General features: G+C 69.4%; 24 protein-coding genes. 14 read left to right on the forward strand and 10 right to left on the reverse strand.

Annotated elements, in window-relative coordinates; all coding sequences use genetic code 11:
* Positions 1-116 precede the first annotated feature (116 nt).
* The gene (locus KF887_08690) at positions 117-572 is read right to left on the reverse strand and encodes an Lrp/AsnC family transcriptional regulator (protein QYK43156.1); all 456 of its coding nucleotides are present in this window, start codon (positions 570-572) and stop codon (positions 117-119) included.
* Between the two features lie 132 nt (positions 573-704).
* Here KF887_08690 and hppD point away from each other — a divergent pair, with 132 nt between their 5' ends.
* Positions 705-1,799 carry a 4-hydroxyphenylpyruvate dioxygenase gene (gene hppD, locus KF887_08695; GenBank protein ID QYK43157.1) on the forward strand — a complete coding sequence of 365 codons (1,095 nt, stop codon included), beginning with the start codon at positions 705-707 and terminating at the stop codon, positions 1,797-1,799.
* Here the strand turns inward: hppD and KF887_08700 are convergent, their stop codons facing one another.
* Positions 1,800-5,225 (reverse strand): hypothetical protein, encoded by a 3,426-nt coding sequence (locus KF887_08700; protein QYK43158.1) that lies wholly within the window; start codon positions 5,223-5,225, stop codon positions 1,800-1,802.
* 171 nt (positions 5,226-5,396) lie between these two features.
* Here KF887_08700 and KF887_08705 point away from each other — a divergent pair, with 171 nt between their 5' ends.
* Positions 5,397-6,134: an SIMPL domain-containing protein gene (locus tag KF887_08705; protein QYK43159.1), complete on the forward strand. Its 738-nt coding sequence runs from the start codon at positions 5,397-5,399 to the stop codon at positions 6,132-6,134.
* Between the two features lie 42 nt (positions 6,135-6,176).
* On the opposite strand, the gene KF887_08710 is transcribed toward KF887_08705, so the two are convergent.
* From KF887_08710 to KF887_08730, 5 genes are all read right to left on the reverse strand, one after another.
* Positions 6,177-7,457: an O-acetylhomoserine aminocarboxypropyltransferase/cysteine synthase gene (locus tag KF887_08710; protein QYK43160.1), complete on the reverse strand. Its 1,281-nt coding sequence runs from the start codon at positions 7,455-7,457 to the stop codon at positions 6,177-6,179.
* A 129-nt stretch (positions 7,458-7,586) separates the two neighbouring features.
* Positions 7,587-8,861: a 4-aminobutyrate--2-oxoglutarate transaminase gene (locus tag KF887_08715; GenBank protein QYK43161.1), complete on the reverse strand. Its 1,275-nt coding sequence runs from the start codon at positions 8,859-8,861 to the stop codon at positions 7,587-7,589.
* Positions 8,862-9,075: 214 nt separating this feature from the next.
* Entirely contained in the window at positions 9,076-9,492 is a 417-nt protein-coding gene (locus KF887_08720; protein QYK43162.1) for a hypothetical protein, read from the reverse strand.
* A gap of 7 nt (positions 9,493-9,499) precedes the next feature.
* On the reverse strand, positions 9,500-9,865 hold the full coding sequence (locus KF887_08725; GenBank protein QYK43163.1) for a bleomycin resistance protein: 366 nt from the start codon (positions 9,863-9,865) through the stop codon (positions 9,500-9,502).
* Positions 9,862-11,064: a pyridoxal phosphate-dependent aminotransferase gene (locus KF887_08730; GenBank protein ID QYK43164.1), complete on the reverse strand. Its 1,203-nt coding sequence runs from the start codon at positions 11,062-11,064 to the stop codon at positions 9,862-9,864. The genes KF887_08725 and KF887_08730 overlap by 4 nt, the downstream gene beginning before the upstream one ends.
* A gap of 92 nt (positions 11,065-11,156) precedes the next feature.
* On the opposite strand from KF887_08730, the gene KF887_08735 reads away from it, so the two are divergent.
* The 4 genes from KF887_08735 (at position 11,157) to KF887_08750 (ending at position 12,949) form a co-directional block, all read left to right on the forward strand.
* The gene (locus KF887_08735; protein ID QYK43165.1) at positions 11,157-11,555 is read left to right on the forward strand and encodes a helix-turn-helix transcriptional regulator; all 399 of its coding nucleotides are present in this window, start codon (positions 11,157-11,159) and stop codon (positions 11,553-11,555) included.
* The gene (locus tag KF887_08740; GenBank protein QYK43166.1) at positions 11,552-11,830 is read left to right on the forward strand and encodes a succinate dehydrogenase assembly factor 2; all 279 of its coding nucleotides are present in this window, start codon (positions 11,552-11,554) and stop codon (positions 11,828-11,830) included. Before KF887_08735 ends, KF887_08740 begins: the two co-directional genes overlap by 4 nt.
* Positions 11,831-11,917: 87 nt before the next feature.
* Positions 11,918-12,409: a MarR family transcriptional regulator gene (locus KF887_08745; GenBank protein QYK43167.1), complete on the forward strand. Its 492-nt coding sequence runs from the start codon at positions 11,918-11,920 to the stop codon at positions 12,407-12,409.
* Between the two features lie 60 nt (positions 12,410-12,469).
* Positions 12,470-12,949, forward strand: coding sequence for a hypothetical protein (locus KF887_08750; GenBank protein QYK43168.1), 480 nt, complete (start codon positions 12,470-12,472; stop codon positions 12,947-12,949).
* Positions 12,950-12,953: 4 nt separating this feature from the next.
* Here KF887_08750 and KF887_08755 read toward each other — a convergent pair whose 3' ends face one another.
* The 3 genes from KF887_08755 to KF887_08765 form a co-directional block, all read right to left on the reverse strand.
* Entirely contained in the window at positions 12,954-15,017 is a 2,064-nt protein-coding gene (locus KF887_08755) for a capsular polysaccharide biosynthesis protein (GenBank protein QYK43169.1), read from the reverse strand.
* 7 nt (positions 15,018-15,024) lie between these two features.
* Positions 15,025-16,155 carry a polysaccharide biosynthesis/export family protein gene (locus KF887_08760; GenBank protein ID QYK43170.1) on the reverse strand — a complete coding sequence of 377 codons (1,131 nt, stop codon included), beginning with the start codon at positions 16,153-16,155 and terminating at the stop codon, positions 15,025-15,027.
* A 110-nt stretch (positions 16,156-16,265) separates the two neighbouring features.
* Positions 16,266-17,555, reverse strand: coding sequence for a capsule biosynthesis protein CapA (locus KF887_08765; protein ID QYK43495.1), 1,290 nt, complete (start codon positions 17,553-17,555; stop codon positions 16,266-16,268).
* Positions 17,556-17,714: 159 nt separating this feature from the next.
* Between KF887_08765 and KF887_08770 the strand changes: the two genes are divergently transcribed.
* The 8 genes from KF887_08770 (at position 17,715) to KF887_08805 (ending at position 22,816) form a co-directional block, all read left to right on the forward strand.
* Positions 17,715-18,314, forward strand: a complete 600-nt coding sequence (locus KF887_08770) for a riboflavin synthase (protein ID QYK43171.1) — start codon at positions 17,715-17,717, stop codon at positions 18,312-18,314.
* Positions 18,311-18,868: a hypothetical protein gene (locus KF887_08775; GenBank protein QYK43496.1), complete on the forward strand. Its 558-nt coding sequence runs from the start codon at positions 18,311-18,313 to the stop codon at positions 18,866-18,868. Before KF887_08770 ends, KF887_08775 begins: the two co-directional genes overlap by 4 nt.
* Positions 18,869-18,935: 67 nt before the next feature.
* Positions 18,936-20,042, forward strand: coding sequence for a 3,4-dihydroxy-2-butanone-4-phosphate synthase (gene ribB, locus KF887_08780; GenBank protein ID QYK43172.1), 1,107 nt, complete (start codon positions 18,936-18,938; stop codon positions 20,040-20,042).
* Between the two features lie 3 nt (positions 20,043-20,045).
* Positions 20,046-20,564 (forward strand): 6,7-dimethyl-8-ribityllumazine synthase, encoded by a 519-nt coding sequence (locus KF887_08785; protein QYK43173.1) that lies wholly within the window; start codon positions 20,046-20,048, stop codon positions 20,562-20,564.
* A gap of 11 nt (positions 20,565-20,575) precedes the next feature.
* Positions 20,576-21,052: a transcription antitermination factor NusB gene (nusB, locus tag KF887_08790; protein ID QYK43497.1), complete on the forward strand. Its 477-nt coding sequence runs from the start codon at positions 20,576-20,578 to the stop codon at positions 21,050-21,052.
* 36 nt (positions 21,053-21,088) lie between these two features.
* Entirely contained in the window at positions 21,089-21,478 is a 390-nt protein-coding gene (locus tag KF887_08795; GenBank protein QYK43174.1) for an META domain-containing protein, read from the forward strand.
* Between the two features lie 72 nt (positions 21,479-21,550).
* On the forward strand, positions 21,551-21,868 hold the full coding sequence (locus KF887_08800; protein ID QYK43175.1) for a hypothetical protein: 318 nt from the start codon (positions 21,551-21,553) through the stop codon (positions 21,866-21,868).
* A 66-nt stretch (positions 21,869-21,934) separates the two neighbouring features.
* A complete protein-coding gene (locus tag KF887_08805) occupies positions 21,935-22,816 on the forward strand; it encodes a LysR family transcriptional regulator (protein ID QYK43176.1) in 882 nt (293 codons plus the stop codon).
* The last annotated feature ends 105 nt before the right edge of the window (positions 22,817-22,921 follow it).

Below are 22,921 nucleotides of genomic sequence, written 5' to 3' on the forward strand. Positions count from 1 at the left end.
CATTGGAACTGCGGCAAAACCCCGGGGCCGTCCGCCGTCCCGCAGCCGTCGGTTCCGCGTATGGCATCCGTCCCGACGGCCCGTGCCCCGGGGGCGGGGTTAACGCAACGCGCGGGTCAGAGCGGCAGCGGCGCGTCGGGCTTGATCCGTTCCATGACGATCTGGCTTTGCACGCGGCTGACGGCGGGATGAGGCAGCAGCACCTGCTGCACCAGCCGGTTGAGCGCCACCAGATCGGCGCAGAACACGCGCAACAGGTAATCCGCCTCGCCGGTGAGGGTCCACGCGCCGGTGATTTCGGGCTGCACCCGGGTCAGGCGCACGAAGTCGCGGGCGTTCTGTTCGCTGTGGGTGGCCATCACGACGCGGATGAACGCCTCGACGCCCAGGCCGATCCGGGCGGGATCGAGCTCGGCGCGGTAGCGGGTGATCACGCCCTCCGCCTCCAGCCGCTGGCGGCGGCGGGCGGCCTGGCTGGCGGACAGGTTCAGCCGTTCGCCGAGGTCCTGCGCGGTCAGCATGGCATTGTCCTGAATCGCGGCAAGAAGGCGCGTGTCTGTCGCGTCGATCATGCGGGAATCCCTCGTTCGATGCCCAACTGATGCGAGAGATACGCGCGATTTCAGTGTCTGGAAAGAAAGAACGCGGAAAACCTGCATGTGAGATGCGGTATTCTGGCATTGACCAGAGAACAGGAGCGCATCATGGGACCCTTCCCGCACCAGGCCCCGCAGGCTGTCATTTCCGAGGCGAACCCGGCTGGCACGGACGGGTTCGAGTTCGTCGAGTTCGCCCATCCCGAGCCGCAGAAGCTGCGCGACCTGTTCGCGATGATGGGCTATGCGATGACCGCCCGCCATCCGACCCGCGCCGTCGAGCTTTGGCAGCAGGGCGACATCACCTATGTGCTGAATGACGAACCCGGCAGCCATGCGCGCCGCTTTGTCGATGAGCATGGACCCTGCGCACCGTCGATGGGCTGGCGGGTGGTCGATGCGCAGCACGCGCTGGCACATGCGGTGTCGCGCGGTGCCACGGCCTATGAGGGGGCGGACAAGGTGCTGGACGTGCCGGCGATTGTCGGCATCGGCGGGTCGCTGATCTATTTCATCGAGGCCTACCGCGACGGCGCGCACCCCTATGCGGGGTTCGACTTCGTCACCTCGCCCAAGCCGGAAGGCGTGGGGTTCCACTATCTGGACCACCTGACGCACAATGTTCACAAGGGGAACATGGACACCTGGTTCCGGTTCTATGAAGGGATCTTCGGTTTCCGGCAGATCCGGTTCTTCGACATCGAGGGCAAGTATACCGGCCTGTTTTCCCGCGCGCTGACCAGCCCCTGCGGGCGCATCCGCATTCCGATCAACGAGGACCGGGGCGAGACCGGGCAGATCGTCGAATACCTGAAGCGCTACAAGGGCGAGGGCATCCAGCACATCGCGGTGGGCGCGCAGGACATCTATGCCGCGACCGACGAGATTGCGGCGCGCGGGCTGAAGTTCATGCCGAAACCGCCGATGGCCTATTACGAGCTGTCGAAAACCCGGGTGGCGGGCCATGACGAGCCGATCGAGCAGATGGCGAAGCACGGCATCCTGATCGACGGCGAGGGCGTGGTGGATGGCGGCGAGACGCGCATCCTGCTGCAGATCTTCTCGAAGACCGTGATCGGCCCGATCTTCTTCGAGTTCATCCAGCGGAAGGGCGATGACGGGTTCGGCGAGGGGAATTTCCGCGCGCTGTTTGAATCGATCGAGGCCGACCAGATCGAGCGCGGCGTCCTGAAGGCGTCGTGATCAGCCGCGCGGCATGGCGAGCGTCAGCATCCGCCCGCTTTTCTGATAGCGCACCTCGGTCGAGGTGATGGCGGCGACCGTGCCGCCATCCACCCGGTCACCTACCCTGACCTTGGTATAGCGCCCGTTCGCGGTGCGGATCAGCGCGTGGCGGTTCGATGCGGTGCCGTAGATGCCGATCAGGTTCAGCCGGGACAGGTTGATCGCGTTGGCGAAGGTCGCCTGGCGTGCCACGTCGGCGCGGGTGGGGATGCGCGGCGCGGCGCGGGCGGCGGTGAGTTCGGGCTCGTCCTCTTCCTCGGGCTCGGCCGCGCGCGGCTGCGACGCGGGGGCGGCCGGGGCGCTGCGGGTCGCGGCGGCCTCGACCACCGGGGCGGCGCCGGTCGCGGCGGCGACGGCGGCGGCAACGGCACGGCTGAAATCGCGGGGACGGGCGGCGGGGCGGCGCGAGATCGGGACGGCCAGCGGGCTGGCATCTGCGAAGGCCGAAGCCGTGGCGGTGGTGGCGACCAGCGAGGCCGCCTCGGCCGTGCGCCGCGCCTCTTCCGCGCGGGCGAGGATGGCGGGGCTGCGCCCGCGCGGGCGCAGCGTGGCAAAGCGCGGATCGGCGGGGGTGGTCAGCGCCGCGTCATCCTCGGCCTGCACATCGGCATCGGGCGGCGTCTCGGATGCGGGGGGCCGGGTGAGCGCGGCGGGGCGGCCTTCGGGGCGGCGGGCGGCGGCGGCGGGATCGGGCTGGAAGGCAGTGGCTTCGGTGGCGGTGGCGGGGTCTGGCGGCGGGGCCTGCGCCTGTTCGGCGGCGGGGGCGGCCTCGGGCGCGGCGGCCGGTGGCGCGGGGCGGGCCGGTGGCAGCACCGGCGGCCGCGCGGCGATCAGCCAGACACCATCGGGCGTCACGACGCCGCGCGGTCCGGCCTCGATCCGGCCATCGGTGTCGAAGGTATAGACCGTTCCGGCCGGCGGCGGCGGCATCGGCGCGGCGGGGGGCGGATCAGCCCGGGCGACCGGGCCCGGCAGGGCCATCGCGTCAAAGCCCGGGGGGGCTGCATCGTTCGAGGGAAGGAAGATTTCGGGCTGCGCGTCGGTGGCCTGCGCCTGCCGTGCGGCAGCGGTGGCGGCCACGTCGTTCAGGCCGGGGGGCGGTGCCTCGGGCGGTATCTCGACCGCCGTTTCCTCGGCCGCGGGTTCCGGGTCCGGCGGGACCTCGGCTGGGGCAGGCGGTTCGGCCTCGGCCGTGGCGTCGGCGGCCGCGACCTCGGTTCCGGCCGGATCGGCGGCGGGCGCGGGTTCGGCCACGGCCTCAGGTGCGGGTGGCGGGGCGACGGAGTCGCCCGCCGTCACCTCAAGCGGCGGCGGGGCGGTGGGCAGCGGCGCATCGGGGGCCGGGGTTTCGGCCACCTGGACCGCAGGGTCCGGCGCGGTGTCGTCGCGCGACAGGTAGATCGAGGACCAGGCCGCGACGATGGCAAGGAACAGCAGCAGCACGCCGGTCAGCGCGAGCCCGAGATACCGGGGCTTGCCGCGCGGGGGCGCAGCGGCCTTGCGGCCAAGGCCCGTGCCGGTCGCGGGCCTGGCGGCGGGCTGTGCCGGGGCGGGGGTGGCGCCGGGCTGGGCCGGGGGGGGCAGCGGGCGGGTCTGCACGCGCTTGCCCGGGATCATGGGGGCGGTGACGGAGGTGATGATCGACTTGGCCTTGCCGCCGACCGTTGCCGTCGCGCCCGCGCGGGGCGATGCGCTGGCGCGGGGTGGCTGGGTCAGGGTGGCGGCGGCAACCGGTTCTGTCCGTGTCGCGGCGGCCGCCGGGGGCGGAACCACGGGCTGCGCGCGCGGCGCCGGTGCGGGCGGCGGCGCGACCGCCGGGCCGGTGCTGCGGGCGGCGGGCGGCGGCGCGGCGCCCCGCTGCGGTGCCGAACCGGCATCGGCGCGGCGGCGGCTGGAGAAGGAGGGCGAGGGTTCCGGCGGTGCGGTGCCTGTCGGGGTTCCGGCGGCGGCCGCGGCGGGGGCTCCGGGTGTCGCCGGGTCGGCGGTTTTCGCTGCCGCGGCCTTGCCGACCGGTGCGGCATCGGCCGAAGCCGCTGCGGTGTCGGCCGTCGCGACCTCGGGCCTGGCGAGGGGTGTGGTGTCCGGCGCGGGTTCGGCGCCAGAGGCGCGCGCGGGGGCCTTGACCCCGGCCGGACCCGGCGCATCGGGCAGGGCCGCCGCGATGTCGGCCCCCGTCGCGGCTGCGGCGACGGGCGGCGGCGCGACATCCGCAGCCGCGGGTTTCGGATCGGGTGGGGCGACGGTTGCGCCCGCGGGTTTCGCATCCGCTGCGGCTGCGGGTTCCGGCGCGGTGGCGCTGTCCTGCGGTGGCGACGCGGTCGCGGCCGGGCGGCCAAGCGGCGGTGGCGCCAGGGGGTCGGGCTTTGGCCCGGAGACCGGGGCGGGTTCGGCCTTGGCCATGGGTGGCTCGGGCGCCGTGTCGGGCGCCGCCTCGGGCACGGCCGGGGCCGGGGGCGCGGGTTCGACTGCGGGGCCGTCGGCCGCAGGCTTGATGCCATCATCCGGCTTCGGGGCAGGGGCCGCCGTCTCGGGCGGTGGCGCGTCGCCCTCGGGCGGGGTCCGCGCGCTGTCGGTGGACGGAGTGTCGGCCGCAGGGTCCGGCGTGGCGGCAGGCGCCGCCGCGGCGGGCGGTTCGACCGGGGGCGCGCTGTCGGCGGGGGCGGTTGCCGGGGTTGCATCCGGGCCGCCCGCAATCGCCTGTGCGGGTGCGGCGGGTTCTGCCGGGGGCGCGGTCTGCGGCGCTGCGCCGCCCGATCTGTCGCGCGCGGCTGCCGCCACCTTTTCCGCGGCGAGGCGTGCCGCCTCGGTCGCCTTGGCCACCTCGGCGGCGCGGGCGGCGCGCACGTCGTCGCGTGACACGACCGCGACAGGCTGGTCGTCGCGTTCCACGGTTTCGTCCGGCGCGATCATCGCCGCCGCCGACTGCGCAGTGCCGAAGAACGGTTCGCCCGGGAACTGCCCGCTGTCCGGCATGGCGACGAAGCTGACCGGGTTCAGCCGGTGCTGCGTGGCAAAGGCCTCGGCCTGTTCCAGCGTCTCGCGCGCGACGACGGCGACCTGACCGTCCTCGGCCAGATCGAAGACCAGATCGTCCACCGCATAGGGCGTCATCCCGTCCAGTGCGGCGCGGACGGTCGCGCGCCGTTCGTCCGCGGTGCCGGTAGCCGGGATGCGGGTGTAGAGGATTTCCGAGGCGGGCAGAACAACCTTGGTGGTAAAGCCCTGCGGCGACAGGCCAAGAACCTTGGACCGCAGGTAGGACAGGGCTTCTTCCAGGTCGGGGCTGTCGGTGGCCACCTCGCCGACGACCATCCAGCCGCGTCTGGTGCGGCGCAGGATCCCGATCGTCTCGAAGGTCAGGGTGAGGGCGAAGTTCGGTTTCATCGCGGGCCGGTCTAGCATGGCTAAGCGGCGCGCCGGTAGCGCACGCCACGAAATTCTTCTTTCCTACAGCAGGTTTCCGCCGAAGGAAAGCCGACCGCCCCGGCGATCCAAGGAACGGCTTGCGACCTGCGTCACAATGGGGAAGCGTCGCGCAGATCACGGAGGTTACCGATGCGCCCCCAGACCACACCTGTCCTGACCACCCTTGCCCTGGCCGCGCTTGCGGCGCTGCCGCTGGTGGCCTTCGGCCTGCCCGCCCGGGCGGATGCGCCGCTGCCGCTGGCGGCGATCCCGCAGATCACGGTGACCGGCGAGGGCCAGGTCGAGGCCGCGCCGGACCTCGCGACCCTCACGCTGGGCGTGACGACCGAGGGCGTCACGGCGGCCGAGGCGCTGTCGGCCAATTCGGCGGCACTGGCCACGGTGATCGCGAACCTGCGTGCCGCCGGGATCGAGGGGCGCGACATCCAGACCTCGGGCCTGTCGCTGAACCCGGTATGGTCCAACTATTCGGGGGACCGGCCCCAGCGGATCGACCGCTATCAGGCGGTGAATGGCGTGACCGTGCGGGTGCGGGCCCTTGACGGGCTGGGGACGGTGCTGGATGCGGCGGTGAAGGACGGGGCGAACACGCTGAACGGCCTGGCCTTCGGCATGGCGGAGCCCGGCCCGCTGATGGACGAGGCGCGCAACCGCGCGGTGGCCGATGCGCGGCGCCGGGCCGAACTGCTGGCGGCGGCGGCGGGCGTGCGGCTGGGCCGGGTGCTGACGATCGGCGAGGGCGGCGGCGGCGGGATGCCGGCGCCGATGTTCCGTGCCGATGCCGCCCTGGCCAGCCCGGTGCCGGTCGAGCAGGGCGAGGTCGCGATCCGAGCCTCGGTTACCGTCGTATGGGAACTCCTGCCCTGACGGGCAGGCCGGGCGGGGCCATGGCGGCCCCGCCCGTCGCCATCAGGCGTGGGCCTTGGTCAGGGCCTGATCCAGATCCGCGATGATGTCGGCCGGATCCTCGGTTCCGATCGACACCCGCACGACATTCGGCGCGGCCCCCGCGCGGATCTGCTGTTCGGGGGTCAGCTGGCGGTGGGTCGTCGAGGCCGAGTGGATGATCAGCGACCGGGTGTCGCCGAGGTTGGCCACATGGCTGAACAGGTTCAGGTTGTTGATGAGCTTGACGCAGGCGTCATAGCCGCCCTTGAGCGCGAAGGTGAACAGCGCCCCCGCCCCCTTCGGGCAGACCTTTTCGGCCCGGTGGTGCCAGGGCGATGACCGCAGCCCCGCATAGGTCACGGTGTCCACAAGCGGGTGGCCTTCCAGCCATTCGGCGACCATCTGCGCGTTGGCGACATGCTTCTGCATCCGCAGCGACAGCGTCTCGATCCCCATCAGCGTGTAGTGCGCGCCCTGCGGGTTCATCGTCATGCCAAGATCCCGCAGGCCCACGGCGATGGAATGGAAGGTGAAGGCCATGGGGCCGAGCACCTCGTGGAACTTGAGCCCGTGATAGGCGGGTTCGGGATCGGCGAGCGAGGGAAACTTGCCCGAGGCCGACCAGTCGAACCGGCCGGAATCGACGATGGCGCCGCCCGTCACCGTGCCGTTGCCGGTGAGGTATTTCGTGGTCGAATGGACGACCAGCGTCGCCCCCATCTCGATCGGGCGGCAGAGGTAGGGTGTCGCGCTCGTGTTGTCGACGATCAGCGGCAGGCCATGTTCCTCGGCGATGCGGGCAAGGACCGGAAGGTCGCTGATGTAGCCGCCCGGGTTGGCGATCGATTCGCAGAAGATGGCGCGGGTGTTCTCGTCGATGGCGGCGCGCAGGGCGTCCAGATCCTCGGTATCGACGAAGCGGGCGGACCAGCCGAACTTGCGGATCGTGTTGGTGAACTGCTGCACCGTGCCGCCGTAGAGCCGGGTCGAGGCGACGACGTTGCAGCCCGGGTTCATCAGCGGGAACAGCGCCATGATCTGCGCGGCATGGCCCGAGGAACAGCAGACCGCGCCGGCCCCGCCCTCGAGCGTGGCGATGCGTTCCTGAAGCGCCGCGACGGTGGGGTTGGTGAGGCGCGAATAGATGTAGCCGACCTCCTGGAGATTGAAGAGCGCCGCCGCATGGTCGGCATCGCGGAAGACATAGGCGGTGGTCTGGTAGATCGGCACCTGCCGCGCGCCCGTGGCCGGGTCGGGCCGGGCGCCTGCGTGGATCTGAAGCGTGTCGAAACCATGCGTCATGGATACCTCCCTGCGTTTCGGGCGTGAGGTTAGCCGGTTGTGCCGGGGCCGCCTAGCCGGTCGTTGGCCGGAATCGAACGGCCCGCCACCCTGCAGGGCAGCGGGCCGGGATCGTTGCCGGGGCCCGGTTCAGGCGCGGGCCGCCGCGACGGAAGCCTCGAGGATGTCCATGGCTTCGGCGAAATGGGCGTCGGGAATGGTGATCGGGGCAAGGAACCGCACGACATTGCCGTAGACGCCGCATGTCAGCAGGATCAGACCGCGCTTCTGCGCCTCGAGCCGTACGCGGTTGGTGAAGCCCGCATCGGGTTCGCCGTTGCCGGGGTTGGCGAATTCCACCGCCACCATGAAGCCGGGACCGCGGATGTCGATGATCTCGGGCGTGGTGGAGCGGATCGCCTCGAGCCGCTGTTTCAGGCGGCTGCCCAGTTCGTTGGCGCGCGCGCAGAGGTCTTCGTCCTCGATCACGTCCAGCACGGCATTGGCGGCGGCGATGCCCAGCGGATTGCCGGCATAGGTTCCGCCGAGGCCCCCGGGGTTGGCGGCGTCCATCAGGTCGGCCCGCCCCGTCACGGCCGCCAGAGGCAACCCGCCCGCCAGGCCCTTGGCCATGGTGGTCAGGTCGGCGGCCACGCCATGCGCCTGCATCGCGAAGAGATGGCCGGTGCGGGCAAAGCCGGTCTGCACCTCGTCGGCGATCATGACGATGCCGTGCTGGTCGCAGAGCTGGCGGATGGCACGCACCAGGTCGGTGGGCGCGGGGTAGAACCCGCCCTCGCCCTGCACCGGTTCGAAGATGATCGCGGCGACGCGGGCGGGGTCGAGATCGGCCTTGAACAGCTTTTCCATGCCCTTCATCGCATCGGCGGTCGAGATGCCGTGCGGCCCCATCGGGAAGGGCACGTGATAGACATCGGGCATCATCGCGCCGAAGCCCTTCTTGTAGGGTTCGACCTTGCCGGTCAGCGACATGCCCATGAAGGTGCGGCCGTGGAAGCCGCCGCCAAAGGCGATCACCGCATTCCGGCCGGTGGCGATGCGGGCGATCTTGACCGCGTTCTCGCAGGCCTCGGCGCCGGTGGTGACGAAGATCGTCTTTTTCGGGAAGTCGCCCGGAACCTTGTCGTTCAGCCGCTCGGCCAGGCGGATGTAGGGCTCGTAGGGCATGACCTGATGGCAGGTGTGGGTGAAGCGGCCCAGCTGTTCGGTCACGGCTGCCATGACGCGCGGATGGCAGTGGCCGGTATTGACGACGGCGATGCCGGCGGCAAAGTCGATGTAGCGGTTGCCCTCGATATCCCAGACCTCGGCATTCAGCGCGCGGTCGGCATAGATCTGCGTCATCATCCCCACGCCGCGCGAGATCGCCTGATCGCGCCGCCTGGCCACTTCTGCGTTCAGCATCTTCCCCTCCGGTGCCGGTTTCGCCGCATCTTCGCAGGGAAGCGCCGGGGGGCGCAACGGGGGTGATGGGGCTGCGCCGGCCACAGCGGAAGAAGTTTTGATCAAATCGCCATGGTGCGGTGAATTCTTGCGCGGAACGGGCGGTGGGCGGGGCACACTTGCCCGGGCATTCCGGGCCGGGGCGAAAAACGGCAGAATCTTCGCGGCGGCAGGCCTATTCGGCGGTGTCCGTGTCGCGGGTCAGCCGTTCGGCCTTTTTCCGCACCAGCACGCTGCGCAGGTCATGCATGGCCAGCAGCAGCGTGTCGGTCACCTGTTCCAGCTGGGCGTCGGTCGCCCGCGACTGCACCCATTGCGCGGTCAGGTTCAGATGGTCGACGGCGCGCAGGATGTCGTCGACCTCGCGCATCGCCAGCAGCCTCTGGCGATCCTTCAGCCAGCGGTCGATGGCGGCGCGATCCTCGGGCGTCAGCTTGCGGTCGCCGTGGGGTTTCACGTCGCCGTTCTTCACGTTGACCGTGGCGATCTGGTCCATCTCGATCCGGCGGTTCCGGTTCTCGGTGTCCACGCGATAGACAGCCGCGCCGTTCTCGCGCACCCGGAAGTAATGGTCGGGAAGATCGCCGGCCATCGCTGCCCTATCTGCCGTTCTCGAGAACCCGGATCAGGCTGCCATCGGCATCGACCATTGCGAACATCCGGGGCACCGGGGGGCGGTCGGTGATCGCGGTCAGGCGCGGGATCGCGGTGTTGTCCCGGGGCAGGTCCAGTGCCGCCCATTCGGCATGGAGCGCGTCAAGATCATCGACGCGCAGGCAGGCCGAGAACCAGCTTGACCACTTGTCCACGCCGGGATGGGGAAAGAACTCCACCTGCATGTCGCCGCGCGCCAGGATCATCCAGTGATCATCGCGATAGGACGTCCGGAAACCGAGCCGCGCCCAGAAGGCTGCCGTTTCGCCGAAATCGCGGGCGGGCAGGTTGGGCGTGGCGCGGTCGGTCATGCGAGGCTCCGGCAGAACTGCTGGATGCGCGTGCAGGCGTCGCGCAGCACGTCGTCGGCGGTAGCGTAGCTGATGCGGAAGTTGGGCGATACCCCGAAGGCCGCGCCGAAGACCACGGCCACGCCCGTCTCTTCCAGGAGCGCGGTGGCGAAGGTCTCGTCATCGGCGATCTTCGTTCCGGCGGGCGTGGTCTTGCCGATCAGGCCCGAGATGTCGGGATAGACGTAGAACGCCCCTTCGGGTTTCGGGCAGACGATGCCGGGCGCGTCGTTCAGCATCCCGACCACGAGGTTCCGGCGGCGTTCGAATGCGGCGCGGAACGGGACAAGGAAATCCTGCGGCCCGGTCAGCGCCTCGAGCGCCGCATACTGGCTGACCGAGGACGGGTTCGAGGTGGACTGCGACTGGATGGTGCCCATGGCCTTGATCAGGTGCGCGGGGCCTGCGGCATAGCCGATGCGCCAGCCGGTCATCGCATAGGCCTTCGACACGCCGTTGCAGGTCAGCGTGCGGTCGTAGAGGCCCGGTTCGACCTGCGCGGGGGTGGCAAAGACGAAATCGTCGAACACCAGGTGTTCATACATGTCGTCCGACATCACCCAGACCTGCGGGTGGCGCATCAGCACGTCGGTCAGCGCCTTCAGTTCGTCGGCCGTGTAGCCCGCGCCGGTGGGGTTCGAGGGCGAGTTGAAGATGAACCACTTGGTGCGCGGCGTGATTGCGGCCTCGAGCTGCGCGGGCGTCAGCTTGAAATTCGTCTCGATGCCGCAGGTCACCGGCACGGGCGTGCCGCCCGCCAGCAGGACCATGTCGGGATAGCTGACCCAGTAGGGTGCGGGGATGATCACCTCGTCGCCCGGGTTCAGCGTGGCGACGAGCGCGTTGTAGAGAATCTGCTTGCCGCCGGTGCCCACGGTCACCTGGTTCGGCGCATAGGTCAGCCCGTTCTCGCGCGCGAACTTGGCGCAGATCGCCTTTTTCAGCTCGGGGATGCCGTCGACGGCGGTGTATTTCGTGCGACCCGCGTCGATCGCCGCCTTGGCGGCCGCCTTGATGTGGTCGGGCGTGTCGAAATCGGGCTCTCCCGCGCCGAGACCGATCACATCGCGCCCTGCGGCCTTGAGTTCGGCCGCCTTCATCGTCACGGCGATGGTGGGCGAGGGTTTCACACGGGCAAGCGTATCGGACAGGAAGGCCATCGGCCGGGACCTCTCGGGTGGACGTTCGGGGCAGGTTCTCTTAGGGTCCGGTGCATCGGCGTTCAAGCGGTATCGCAGGCAGGAGAGGCAAGATGACCGACACGGAACAGGGATGGTTCAGCGACGAGGCCGCGACCTTCGGCGATCGGATGGCCGGTGCGCGGGAGGCGGCGGGGCTGAGCCAGGAGGATCTGGCGCGCCGGCTGGGCGTGCGGCTGACCACCGTCCAGGCATGGGAGGACGACCGGGCCGACCCGCGCGCCAACAGGTTGCAGATGGCGGCCGGAATGCTGGGCGTGTCGATCCGCTGGCTGCTGACGGGCGAGGGTGACGGGCTGGACCGTCCGCCCGCGCAGACCGTGCTGGCCGCCGAGGCGCAGGAGGTGCTGACCGATCTTGCGCGGCTGCGCAACGCGCTCGTTGTGCTGTCCGCCGATGTCGGGCGGGCGGAAAAACGGCTGCGCGTGCTGTTGCGCGAGGATGCCGCATGACCACGGTCGCCGAGACGCCCGAGGCGCGGCTGAAACGCCTGGCGATGCGCGCCTGGCGGCGGGGCACCAAGGAGATGGATCTGATCCTGGGTTCCTTTGCCGATGCCCGGCTGGCGGCGATGGATGACGGGACGCTGGACCGGTTCGACCGGCTGCTGCTGGAAAACGATCAGGACCTGCTGCCCTGGGTCCTGGGGTCGCAGGCGGCACCCGCCGCCCATGCGCCGCTGATCGCCGAGATCGCGGCCTTCGTCCGACGCGACCGACCCGCCTGATAATTCGCGGCGAAATCGCCGCGAGTTTACGGAATGTTTGCGCTTCGTGCTGATTCTGCCCCGCGGTTGCAACGGGCGGAGAGGATCATGCAGCACGAGGTTCTGGACGGTTCGCACCGGGCGATGATGACAGGATACCTTGAGGCCTTGTCGCTGGTCGAACGGCTGCACCGGCTGTTGCTGGACGTGATCAAGGACGAGTTCGAGCGGTTGGGCGTGCTGGAGATCAACGCGGTTCAGGCGCTCTTGCTGTTCAACATCGGCGACAACGAGGTGACGGCGGGGGAGTTGAAGACGCGCGGCTACTACCAGGGGTCGAACGTCAGCTACAACCTGAAGAAGCTGGTCGATCTGGGCTACATGCACCACCAGCGGTCCGAGGTGGACCGCCGGTCGGTGCGGGTGCGGCTGACCGAAAAGGGGCGGCGGGTGCGGGCCCTGCTGTCGGACCTGTTCTCGCGCCATGCCGCGACTCTGGATCGGCGGGGCGTGATCGGGCTGTCGGCGATGGACGAGATCACCACCAGCCTGAAACGGATGGAACGGTTCTGGACCGAGCAGATTCGGTACATCTACTGACGCGATTGACACATCAGTACGCGCAATAAATAGTCGGCGCTACTGTGACAGGGGTGATCAATGAAACAATTTATTCCTTTCGCAATCTTTCTACTCTCCTCATGTGCATCAACCTCAGTCACGCCGGTTGCTAGAAATCAGATAATTATCAATACCTCAGCTGCCCCCGTCTGCGGTTCTTCCGGGGCACAGGGCGTTGCGGCGAGGATGGCCGCTGTTGAGACGATTCGAAGGGGATTTGAACGATTCGTCATTGTCGGTGCGCAGTCGGCGAACAATGTGGGGGTTATTCAGCGCTCGCCAACCTATGCGACCACCACAGGAACGCTACAGAACTACGGCAACACAACCTACGGCAATGCTACGACAACATTCGGTGGAGGTGGGCCAATGATTTACGGCAGTCACGACGCAGCGTTGGGCGTTGTAATGTTGAATCGTGCTGATCCTGGCTATTCCAACGGCGTGGATGCCAAGGGTGTGCTTGGGCCGAAATGGCAAGAGATGGTCGAGAAAGGCATTACCACCTGCGGAAAGTGACTTCTTACCGCCACCAGTGCGCCTGTCCGGCCAGCGCGCCCTGTGCCTTGGCGAGCAGCCGGTTCCACAGGGCGGCCTTCGGGACCGCGCCGCTGGCCAGCCGGTCGGCGGCGACCTCCGGCGGGCAGGGCCGCAGGGTGATCGGGTCGACGTAGCGCGGATAGGCGATCAGCGCGGCATGGACCAGCGCAGCCAGGCCGGGGCGGGGCAGGGGGTGCCCGTCGGGCGCGCGGCGGCGGCGGTCCGGCACCGGCCCCAGGTCGGCGGTAAGGCCCCATCCGGCATAGAACGGCGCGCCCAGGCAGGTCACCGGCTTGCCGCGCAGCAGCGCCTCGAACCCCATCAGCGAGGTCATCGTCCAGACCTCGTCGCAGGCCGCCAGCAGCGCGGCCGGATCTGCCCCACGGGTCACGACATCCGCCAGGCCCTGCAGCGCCGTGTCATCAATGGCTCCGGGCCGCAGGCCGGCCTCGACGTCCGGATGCGGCTTGTAGACGATGACGGCGCGGGGATGGGCGGCGCGGGCCGCCCGCAGCAGCGCCAGATTGGTGCGCACCGTCCCTGCCCCGAGACGGATCGAGGCGTCGTCCTCGACCTGACCGGGAACCAGCAGGCGGTGCCCCTGCGGCAGCTCGGGCAGGGCGCCCGGCAGGTTGTACTTCGTGACACCCTGCGCCACGAGGGCCGCCGCCAGCCGGTCTGCCCGCCGCGCCCCGCCGGGCGGCAGCGGCGCCAGGACCAGCCGTTCCAGCCGGCTTTCGCGCGTGGGGTCGTAGTAGATGCCCAGATCGTCGGCCACCAGCGACAGTGGCGGCACCAGGGCGGCGCCAAGGCCGCGCGAGCGCAGGAACCCGTCCTCGACCCGGCGCACCGGGGCACCTGCCGCGTCGGCAAAGCCCTCGGGTTCCTGCCCTGCCCAGATCAGGATGGGGCGGTCGCGCGTCCGCGCCTCGGCAATCGCCCGGGCCGGCGTGTCGGCAAAGACCAGCGGGCGTTCGCGCCCGAACACCTGCTGCAGGCGCGGCCGCTTCCACAGCCGCATGCCGCAGGCAACATGGCCGCGCCGATCCTCGCGGAACGCCCGCACCTCGGCCTCGATCTGGTCGAGCGCCTCTTCGAAGGTGCAGGGTCGATCGCGGCAGGGGTCGTGCCAGACCGGTGCAAGGATCATTGCGGCCGCGAAGAGCTGCGCCCGCGTCAGGCGGCGCTTGCGGCGGGGAAAGGCCAGATCGTCCTCGGTCAATCCCCATCCGGCATAGAAGGGGCCGCCCCAGACATGCGGGCGATGCCCGGCGAGGATCGCCTCGAACCCCATCTGCGACGACAGGGTATGCACCGCAACCGCCCCTTCCAGCAGGCGCCGGGGCGATACGGGCGCCGACAGCAGCGTCACGCCGGGCCGCAGATCGGCCGGGCCGAAATGGCCGGGGCGCAGGCCCATGGCGGTTTCGGGATGGGTCTTGATCACCACCGGGGCACCGTGATGCCCGGTCATCGCGGCGCCGAGCATTCGCGCCCAGACATCGGGCGTGGTCCCCGCGTGGCGGACCGAGGCATCGCCCCGCGTCTGGTCGATCACCAGAACGTAGCCGGGCGGCGGCAGCGCGGCGTCTGGATCGTGCATGTTGTATTTCGACAGGTCATGCAGGGCCAGGCGGCCCATGCCGTCCCTCGCGCGGGTCAGAAGATCGGAATTGTCCAGCGGGTCGGTTGCAAGGATGGTCTCGATCCGCGACGGTGCCGCGGCGTCGAAATGCACCCCGAGCGGATCGATGATCAGGCCGAGCGGCGCATCGCCCGCGCGACCGGGGCGCAGTGAGCGCAGGAAGGCATCCTCGATCCGCACCAGCGGCGCGCCACTGCGGGCCGCGGCCCATTCCCCGCGCCAGGCATGGGGAGACCGGCCCCAGACCGCCACGCCCTCGCCCTCGCCGGGCCAGCCCGCACGCAGGTCGTGGCCCGCCGCGGCCATGATCCGGCGCAGCGGGCGATTGGTCAGGAAGCCCGCGCTGAACACCCGCAGCCGCCGGGGAATGGCGGCAGCGGGGTCGGGGGCGCCCGCGCTCATCCCGTTGTCACGAACCGCTGCCGATGTCCGAGATCGTGCTGGCCGCGCCTGCGGTGCCGGTGATCGCACTCAGCGTCTTCTGCCACTGCACGAAGGGCGCCTCGGTGACATAGACGGTGTCGCCGTCGCGGATCAGGAAGTCGCGCGCCTCGAACATGCCGGTCGGCTGCGTCAGGTCGAGCACGTAGACCATGCGCTGATCGCCCTGAAGGTCATTGCGGCCGAGCACCTGGTTGGCGATTTCCGCAGGCTCGTTGCGGAACACGAAGACGCCCGTCGGGTCGGCGAGCGAGGTGTTGAGGCCGCCCACGGTGGCGATCGCCTCGATCGCGGAAAGCGCCTGTGTCTCGAACGGGATGCGGTTCTGCGCGCCGGTGGCCCCAAGGGCCACGAAGGCGCGCGTGTCGCGTTCGACGATGATCCGGTCCCCCGGGCGCAGCGCGATGTCGAGCGCGGGGTTGGCGTAGAGGTCCTCCAGCCAGATCTGCCCGGTATGACCGCCGCGTGTCACCCGGACGATGGCCGATGCAGGCTCGATCGCGACGCCGCCCGCCCGCGCCAGCATGGCGCTGAGCATGCGGGTCGGCCGCTCGATCGGATAGACGCCCTGGCCCCCGACCGCGCCCGAGACCGATACGGTCGAGCCGTCGCCGGCCACGCGCTGCACGGTGACCTGCGGGTCCGGCGTCTGCGCGTCGAGCTTGCGGCTGATTGCCTGGCGCAAGGCCTCGGGCGTGTTGCCGGCAGCCTTGATCCGGCCCGCATAGGGCACGAAGATGAAGCCCGATCCATCGACCTGCACGGTTTCCAGCACCGAGACCCGTTGCCCGGTGTTGCCCAGAAGCGGGTCGTCCTTGACGTTCTCGAAGACCGTCAGGGCCAGGGTGTCGCCAGGCGAGATCAGGTCCGAGCCGACAACGCCCGCGTTCCGGAAGTTCGACCCGAAGCCGAGCGCGGGCAGCACCGAGGTCGCGCGGGTGACGCGCGGGTTGACGGTGACGATGAAGGCGTCGCCTTCCTTCAGCACGGAACCCTTGAAGATCTCGGCCTTGTTGGGGCCCGATCGCGGCAGGCCGCAGCCTGCAACGCCCAATACGAGCGCGAAGAGGACGGCCCCGCGGGCTGCCCTGATTGCCATTCCTGTCACTGCTCGACCCCTTGTTTGGAGCGTTGTTCTTGGCTTTGCCTCAAGTTTTGTCTGCAACCCTACAGAAAGGCGACAAAAAACGCCAGTCCCCGGTTTGGCGGTCAGGTCACGAGGCGCAACTGTTGCCGAGGTGCCGCGATCCCGGCGGTCAGCGCGTCATAGGGATCCTGCGGCATCAGCAGCATGTCCACAACCTGTCGTAGCAGTTCGCGCCGCCCCCGCGAGGAGTAGAAGCCGCCGGCAACCTGGCTGGTTTCCAGCAGGTAATGGCGGAAGGTGCGATAGGCGCGCGCGTCGGGCCGGTCGGGATTGGCGAAGAATTCGGCCAGCGGCTGCGCCGAGACGAACTCGGGCTTGCCGTAGATCGCGCGCCCGAAAATCTTCAGCGGCAGGCCGCGCCACAGCACCTGCTGCCCGGCCGTGGAGTTCACCGTCACCGCCGAACGCGCCCGGTTCAGCAGCCCTGCAAGCTTGCCCCCCCGCACGAAATGCACGCGGTCGGCCACGCCATGACGGCGGGCAAGCGTGCGGATGTCGTGCAGCACCGGTACGCGGCCATCCTCGAGAGGATGGGCCTTGAACACCAGGCGGTGATGCGGCGGGGCGCCACGGGCGAACCCCTCGACCACCAGGGCCAGGAATTCGGTCATCGTGGAGAAGGGCGAGTGTTTCTGGAAGCTGGTGTCATGCTCAAGCTGCAGCAGCACGAGGTGATAGGGAAAGCCGCCCTGGCGAATCCGGAACGTCTCCCACGCGCGTTCCCAGCGATGGAACGGCATCAGCAGGAACCGGCGCAGATACAGCAGGAATTCCTGCCGGACGGTCAGCGCGCGATGCGGGCGGAAATTGCGATAGTCCCAGAAGCCGGTCAGCACGAACCAGTGGTAGAGCGCGCCCCAGAACATGTGCTGGCGCATGTCGCCCCACCGGGCGGGGGCGTCGGGCAGTTCTGCGTCCGAACGTGCAAGCGCCGCCGCCATCTCGGCCACGGAGAGATCCATGAGGCGGGAATGTCCGTTCGATCCGCCGCGTTCGTAGGTGACCCAGTAGGGGCGGATGTACCCCTCCTCGAACACATGCACGGTGACACCCGCGTCGCGCGCGGCGGCCACGGCAGTGGCATGGATCGGGCGGGTATCGCCGTAAAGCACGACGTCGGTGATGGCGCGATCTGCCAGAAGCGCGCGGAAGGCGCCGGGCCAGTCGGCCACCGTGCCGCGATAGGGGATGTAGCTGGCCGTGTCGGGCCAGAAGGCGCGGTCGCCGCGGTTGAACCCGACGCGCCAGACCTCTGCCCCCGCAGACCGCAGCATGCGGCCGAGGCGGTGGAAAAAGGGCCCGTGAGGCCCTTGGAGCAGCAGGAAGCGGCGGCCCTCGCCGGATGCGCGCATGTCGTTCCTCCGCGCCGTGCCGGTCATTCTTGCCGCAATCGGATGGAATGAACAGGTGGCGCATCGGGTCGATACAGGGCAATGCAGGCGGAAATTGGGCGGGACTTGCAGCCGCGCGTTGCGGCGGCTACCTCGGTAGCAGGACCAGGAGGCAGCGACATGTTCACCGGGATCGTCACCGACATGGGCGAGGTGCTGGAGGTCGAGCGCGGGGGCGACCTGCGCGCCCGGATTGCCACGGCCTATGACACGGGAACCATCGACATCGGCGCATCGATCGCCTGCGACGGCGTCTGCCTGACCGTCATCGCGCTTGGCACGGCGCCGCGCAACTGGTTCGACGTGCAGATATCGGCGGAAACCGTGTCGAAGACGACCGCGGGCGACTGGCGGCCGGGACGGCGGATCAACCTGGAACGCGCGCTGAAGGTGGGCGACGAACTGGGTGGGCACATCGTGTCGGGCCATGTCGACGGCCTGGCGCGGGTGGTCGGGCTGCGCCCCGAAGGCGACAGCCTTCGGGTCACGTTCCGCGCACCTGACCATCTGGCGGGGTTCATCGCCCCCAAGGGATCGGTCTGCCTGAACGGCACCTCGCTGACGGTCAACGAGGTCGAGGGAGCGGATTTCGGGATCAACTTCATCCCGCACACGCAGACGGTGACGACCTGGGGCAGCGTGGCGGAGGGCGATGCGGTGAACCTGGAGATCGACACCCTGGCGCGATATGTCGCCCGGTTGCGGGAGTGGGGGATGTGACAGGGATCGGCCACAACCGCGGCCCGTCGATGGACGGCGGGCAATCCTGGCGGCGGCATTGCTGGGGCGCGGCGCGGGCTGCGCTGGTGCCGCACCTGCCCATCGAGGTGCTGCGCGGCCGGTTGCGGCGTGCCGCCGAGCTTGGGCTCGACTACCGGACCTATGCGGGGATCCGGGCGACCACCGGGCATGACGTGGTGGCCGTGCTGTTTTCGTCAAATGCGCTGATGGCGCTGGCCGGGCGCGCGCTGCCATCCGACCGTGTTGGCAAGGTCGCGGCGGTTGCGGGGGCGGCGCGCATCGGGCTGGCCACCCGGCCGATCAGCCCGCCGGTCCTGCTGGCGCTGGCGGGGGCGGCACTGGATGCAGCGTATCCGGCCCCGGCGGCGCTGGCCGCCTTTTCCGAGGCGCGGGCGCGGCTGCGCGATGCGCTCGGCACGGTTCCCCCAGACCGGGCGATCCTGATCGCGGCCCATGGGCTTGAGGCCGACTGGGCGGCGGCCGGACGGCTGGCCGCGGCTGTTCCGGCCGACCGGTTCTTCGCCGCCCTGTGACGGGGCGTGCCTCTGGCCTTCGCGCGCGGCCCGCGCTAGAGGCAGGGAAATGCCCCGGGGGACCCTGATGACCGACAGCCCTGATTTCTCCGATGCGATTTCCTCGGTCGAGGAGATCATCGACGACGCGCGCAACGGCCGGATGTTCATCCTCGTCGATCATGAGGACCGCGAGAACGAGGGCGATCTGGTGATCCCCGCGCAGATGTGTACGCCTGCCGTCATCAACTTCATGGCAACCCACGGGCGCGGGTTGATCTGTCTGGCGCTGCCCTCGGCGCGGATCGAGGCGCTCGGCCTGACGCTGATGAGCCCGAAGAACTCCAGCCGGCACGAAACGGCCTTCACCGTGTCGATCGAGGCGCGCGAAGGCGTGACCACGGGCATTTCCGCCGCCGACCGCGCGCGCACGGTCAGCGTGGCCATCGACCCGACCCGGGGCGCCGCCGACATCGCCACGCCCGGCCATGTGTTCCCGCTGCGCGCGCGCGACGGCGGCGTGCTGGTGCGCGCGGGGCATACCGAGGCGGCGGTGGATGTGGCGCGGCTGGCCGGGCTCAACCCCTCGGGCGTGATCTGCGAGATCATGAACGAGGACGGCACGATGGCGCGCCTGCCCGACCTGATCGCCTTTGCGCAGCGCCACGGCCTGAAGATCGGCACGATTTCCGACCTGATCGCGTATCGCCGCCGCCATGACAACCTCGTGAAGGTGTCATCGGAGCGTCAGGTGTCCAGCGAGTTCGGCGGCGACTGGACGATGCGCGTCTATACCGACGTGACCGAGGGCGCCGAGCATGTGATGCTGATCAAGGGTGACATCACCGCCCCCGGGCCGCTGCTGGTGCGGATGCACACGCTGGACCCGCAACTTGACGTGCTCGGTCTCGGCGCACCCGGCCGCAGCCGTGAGTTCGGCGATGCGATGCGGCTGATCGCGGCCGAGGGGCGGGGTGTCCTTGTGCTGCTGCGCGACCTGCATATGAAGATGGTCAGCGATCACGAGGTTTCGCCGCAGACGCTGCGCCAGTACGGGCTGGGCGCACAAATCCTGTCGTCGCTGGGCATCAAGGATCTGATCCTGCTGACCAATTCGCCAAAGCCCAAGGTGGTCGGGCTCGAGGCCTATGGCCTTGAAATCGTCGGCACCCGCAGCATCCCCGCATCGGAGTGATCCATGGCCGGAACCGAAACGCACTACAACCTGCCGCTGCCCGCCTTCGACCGGCCGGTGAAACTGCTGATCGTGGTCGCGCCCTATTATCGCGACATCGCCGACAACCTGATCGCGGGCGCAAGGGCCCGGGCCGCAGCCGCCGGCGCCGAGGTCGATCTGGTCGAGGTGCCCGGCGCACTTGAGGTGCCGACGGCGATCGGGCTGGCCGAACGCATGGCGAACTATGACGGCTATGTCGCGCTTGGCTGCGTGATCCGGGGCGAGACCACGCATTACGAGACGGTCTGCAACGACTCGTCGCGTGCGATCAGCCTGCTGGGCCTGCAGGGCGCGTGCATCGGCAACGGGATCCTGACGGTCGAGAACCGCGAACAGGCCGTGCTGCGTGCCGATCCGGCCGGGCAGGACAAGGGTGGCGGCGCGGCCGCGGCGGCGCTGCATCTGGTGGCGCTCGCGCGCCGCTGGTCGGGCGAGCGCAAGGGAATCGGCTTTCGTGCGGAAGGGATGCACCGGGCGTGACCGACAGGCAGATGAAGACCGAGGAGAAACGCCGGGCCAAGTCGGCCGCGCGGCTCTATGCGGTGCAGGCGCTTTTCCAGATGGAAAGCTCGGGCCAGACGGTGGAAGCCGTGGCGCGCGAGTTCGAGACGCACCGCTTCGGCGCGACGGTCGAGATCGAGGATGGCGAGGTCGCGGAACTGGCCGAGGGCAACGTGGACCTGTTCCGCTCGGTGATCGCCCATGCGGTGAATGCGCAGGCGATCATCGACCAGATGACTGACCGCGCGCTTGTCGCGAAATGGCCCATCGACCGGATCGATCCGGTGCTGCGTGCGCTGTTCCGGGCAGGCGGGGCGGAACTGACGCAACTGGAAACGCCGCCCCGCGTGGTGATCACCGAATATGTGGCGATCGCGCAGGCGTTCTTTCCCGGCGGCAAGGAATCCGCCTTCGTGAATGCGGTGCTCGATCATATGGCGCATGAGGCCAAGCCGGACGGATTCTGATACGTCTCATGCCGGACCCATATGGAGGAGACCACCATGCGCCCTGTCCTTGCCCTGCTTGTCGCGCTTTGCCTGATGCCTGCCATGGCGCCCGCCTCTGACGTGGCAGAGGGGCCCGGGGTCTGGCGGCTGATCGCACTGAACGGCGAGGGACCACCGGATGTGGTGGTGACGCTTGCCTTTCCCGAGCCCGGGCGTCTTGCAGGGCAGGGACCCTGCAACCGCTACAGCGGATCAGTGACGGGAACGGCCCCCGCATTCCGCGCCGGTCCGGTGATGGCAACGCGGATGGCCTGCCCCGCGCTCGAGTTCGAGTCGCGCTATTTCGCGGCGCTGTCGCAGGTCGACCGGATCGAAACGGACGGCGTGCGGATGGCGCTGACCGGCCCCGGGACGGTTCTGGAATACGCCACCCCGCTCGACTGATCCCCCCTGCGTCAAGGCGGCGCTTTTCCGTTGCGGTGCCCGTGCTAGGATGCGACCCAGCCGGAGGGTGCCATGCCGAAACTCGTGCGTCTCTACATCGTGAATGTGCTGATCGGGTTTGCCCTGTCGGGGGTCTTCGTAAGCTTGCTGCTGCTACTTGACGTGGCGCATCTGCGTCGGCTGATCCTCGGGTCCGACATGGGGATGGTCGCAGCGGCGATGCTCGTGGTGTTCAACGGCATTGTCTTTGCCGGCGTTCAGTTTGCCGTGGCGGTGATGCGCATGGGCGACAGGGGGTCGGGCGGCGGCGGCAGGTTCACGAAAGGTGACAGGCCCCCCGCCATCGCCACCGTTCCCGTGAGGATTGCCGCCGGTCATCGGCGGCACTGATCCGCGGGCGCGTCACGGCGCCGCGAGCCCCCTTGCGGCTGCGGCGCGGTCGCACTCTCTGGCGGCATGGACCTCGCGCTTCTCAAGACGTTCCTTCAGGTTGCCGAGACCGGGTCGTTCATCGCGGCCTCGGAGCGGTTGTTTGTCACCCAGTCGGCCGTGTCGCTGCGCATCCAGCGGCTTGAGGACCAGCTTGGCCAGCAGCTTTTCCTGCGGGCAAAGACCGGCGCCGAACTGACCCCCAACGGCCGCGAGTTCGAGGGCTATGCCCGTTCGCTGATCCGCACCTGGGAAGAGGCGCGCGCCCGCGTTGCTGTGCCCGACGGATTTGCGCGGGTGCTGACCATCGGCGCGCAGGTCACACTGTGGCCGCGCATCGGGTTCCGCTGGATCGACGCCCTGCGCGAGGCGGTGCCCGACCTCGGGATCCGCGCCGACATGGGCACGACCGAGGAGCTGACACTTGGCATGACCGAGGGCGCCATGCAGGTGATGCTGACCCATACGCCGCGCGTCCGCCCCGGCCTGTCGGTGGAGCGGCTGATCGAGGATGAACTGGTCCTGGTGGCGTCATGGGAGGGGGCGACGGTGGAAGATCTGAACGGTCGCTATGCGCAGGTCGACTGGGGTGCCGAGTTCATGGCCTTCCAGGGGCAGAACCTGCCCGGCCTGCGCGCCACGGGCCTGACGCTGGGGGTTGGCGCGCTTGCCACGCGCTTCGCGGTCGGGCGCGGAATGGCGGCCTTCCTGCCGGCGGCACATGTCAAGCGGCACGTCGATGCCGGTCGGCTGCATCTTGTCGAGGATGTGCCGCGCTTTCCCTACCCGGTCTGGTCGGTCTGGCGCGACGATCTGGACGAGGATCTTGCCGAGATCGCCGAAAAGACGCTGCGTCATGTTGCCGAGCGGACCGAGAGCGACATCGCGGAACTTCTGGACAGCCTGTAGGGCGATTGCGCGAAGTTGCGCCGCGAGCGCCACAGGCAGCACATGATTGCGCGGCCGGGCTTCTGCCCGGCCGTTTGCTGTGCGGCGCTCCGGTTCCCCCGACTG

Source organism: Paracoccaceae bacterium, from assembly GCA_019454225.1.
In the GTDB taxonomy this organism is placed as follows: Bacteria; Pseudomonadota; Alphaproteobacteria; order Rhodobacterales; family Rhodobacteraceae.

Coding starts and splice junctions, on each gene's coding strand:
- KF887_08785 (QYK43173.1), top strand. CDS start 20,046: ATGGCCGGAACCGAAACGCACTACAACCTGCCGCTGCCCGCCTTCGAC.
- KF887_08765 (QYK43495.1), bottom strand. CDS start 17,555: ATGCGCGCATCCGGCGAGGGCCGCCGCTTCCTGCTGCTCCAAGGGCCT.
- KF887_08725 (QYK43163.1), bottom strand. CDS start 9,865: ATGACCGACCGCGCCACGCCCAACCTGCCCGCCCGCGATTTCGGCGAA.
- hppD (QYK43157.1), top strand. CDS start 705: ATGGGACCCTTCCCGCACCAGGCCCCGCAGGCTGTCATTTCCGAGGCG.
- KF887_08700 (QYK43158.1), bottom strand. CDS start 5,225: ATGAAACCGAACTTCGCCCTCACCCTGACCTTCGAGACGATCGGGATC.
- KF887_08770 (QYK43171.1), top strand. CDS start 17,715: ATGTTCACCGGGATCGTCACCGACATGGGCGAGGTGCTGGAGGTCGAG.
- ribB (QYK43172.1), top strand. CDS start 18,936: ATGACCGACAGCCCTGATTTCTCCGATGCGATTTCCTCGGTCGAGGAG.
- KF887_08800 (QYK43175.1), top strand. CDS start 21,551: ATGCCGAAACTCGTGCGTCTCTACATCGTGAATGTGCTGATCGGGTTT.
- KF887_08730 (QYK43164.1), bottom strand. CDS start 11,064: ATGGCCTTCCTGTCCGATACGCTTGCCCGTGTGAAACCCTCGCCCACC.
- KF887_08715 (QYK43161.1), bottom strand. CDS start 8,861: ATGCTGAACGCAGAAGTGGCCAGGCGGCGCGATCAGGCGATCTCGCGC.
- KF887_08705 (QYK43159.1), top strand. CDS start 5,397: ATGCGCCCCCAGACCACACCTGTCCTGACCACCCTTGCCCTGGCCGCG.
- KF887_08755 (QYK43169.1), bottom strand. CDS start 15,017: ATGAGCGCGGGCGCCCCCGACCCCGCTGCCGCCATTCCCCGGCGGCTG.
- KF887_08745 (QYK43167.1), top strand. CDS start 11,918: ATGCAGCACGAGGTTCTGGACGGTTCGCACCGGGCGATGATGACAGGA.
- KF887_08805 (QYK43176.1), top strand. CDS start 21,935: ATGGACCTCGCGCTTCTCAAGACGTTCCTTCAGGTTGCCGAGACCGGG.
- KF887_08740 (QYK43166.1), top strand. CDS start 11,552: ATGACCACGGTCGCCGAGACGCCCGAGGCGCGGCTGAAACGCCTGGCG.
- KF887_08735 (QYK43165.1), top strand. CDS start 11,157: ATGACCGACACGGAACAGGGATGGTTCAGCGACGAGGCCGCGACCTTC.
- nusB (QYK43497.1), top strand. CDS start 20,576: ATGAAGACCGAGGAGAAACGCCGGGCCAAGTCGGCCGCGCGGCTCTAT.
- KF887_08720 (QYK43162.1), bottom strand. CDS start 9,492: ATGGCCGGCGATCTTCCCGACCATTACTTCCGGGTGCGCGAGAACGGC.
- KF887_08690 (QYK43156.1), bottom strand. CDS start 572: ATGATCGACGCGACAGACACGCGCCTTCTTGCCGCGATTCAGGACAAT.
- KF887_08760 (QYK43170.1), bottom strand. CDS start 16,155: ATGGCAATCAGGGCAGCCCGCGGGGCCGTCCTCTTCGCGCTCGTATTG.
- KF887_08795 (QYK43174.1), top strand. CDS start 21,089: ATGCGCCCTGTCCTTGCCCTGCTTGTCGCGCTTTGCCTGATGCCTGCC.
- KF887_08710 (QYK43160.1), bottom strand. CDS start 7,457: ATGACGCATGGTTTCGACACGCTTCAGATCCACGCAGGCGCCCGGCCC.
- KF887_08750 (QYK43168.1), top strand. CDS start 12,470: ATGAAACAATTTATTCCTTTCGCAATCTTTCTACTCTCCTCATGTGCA.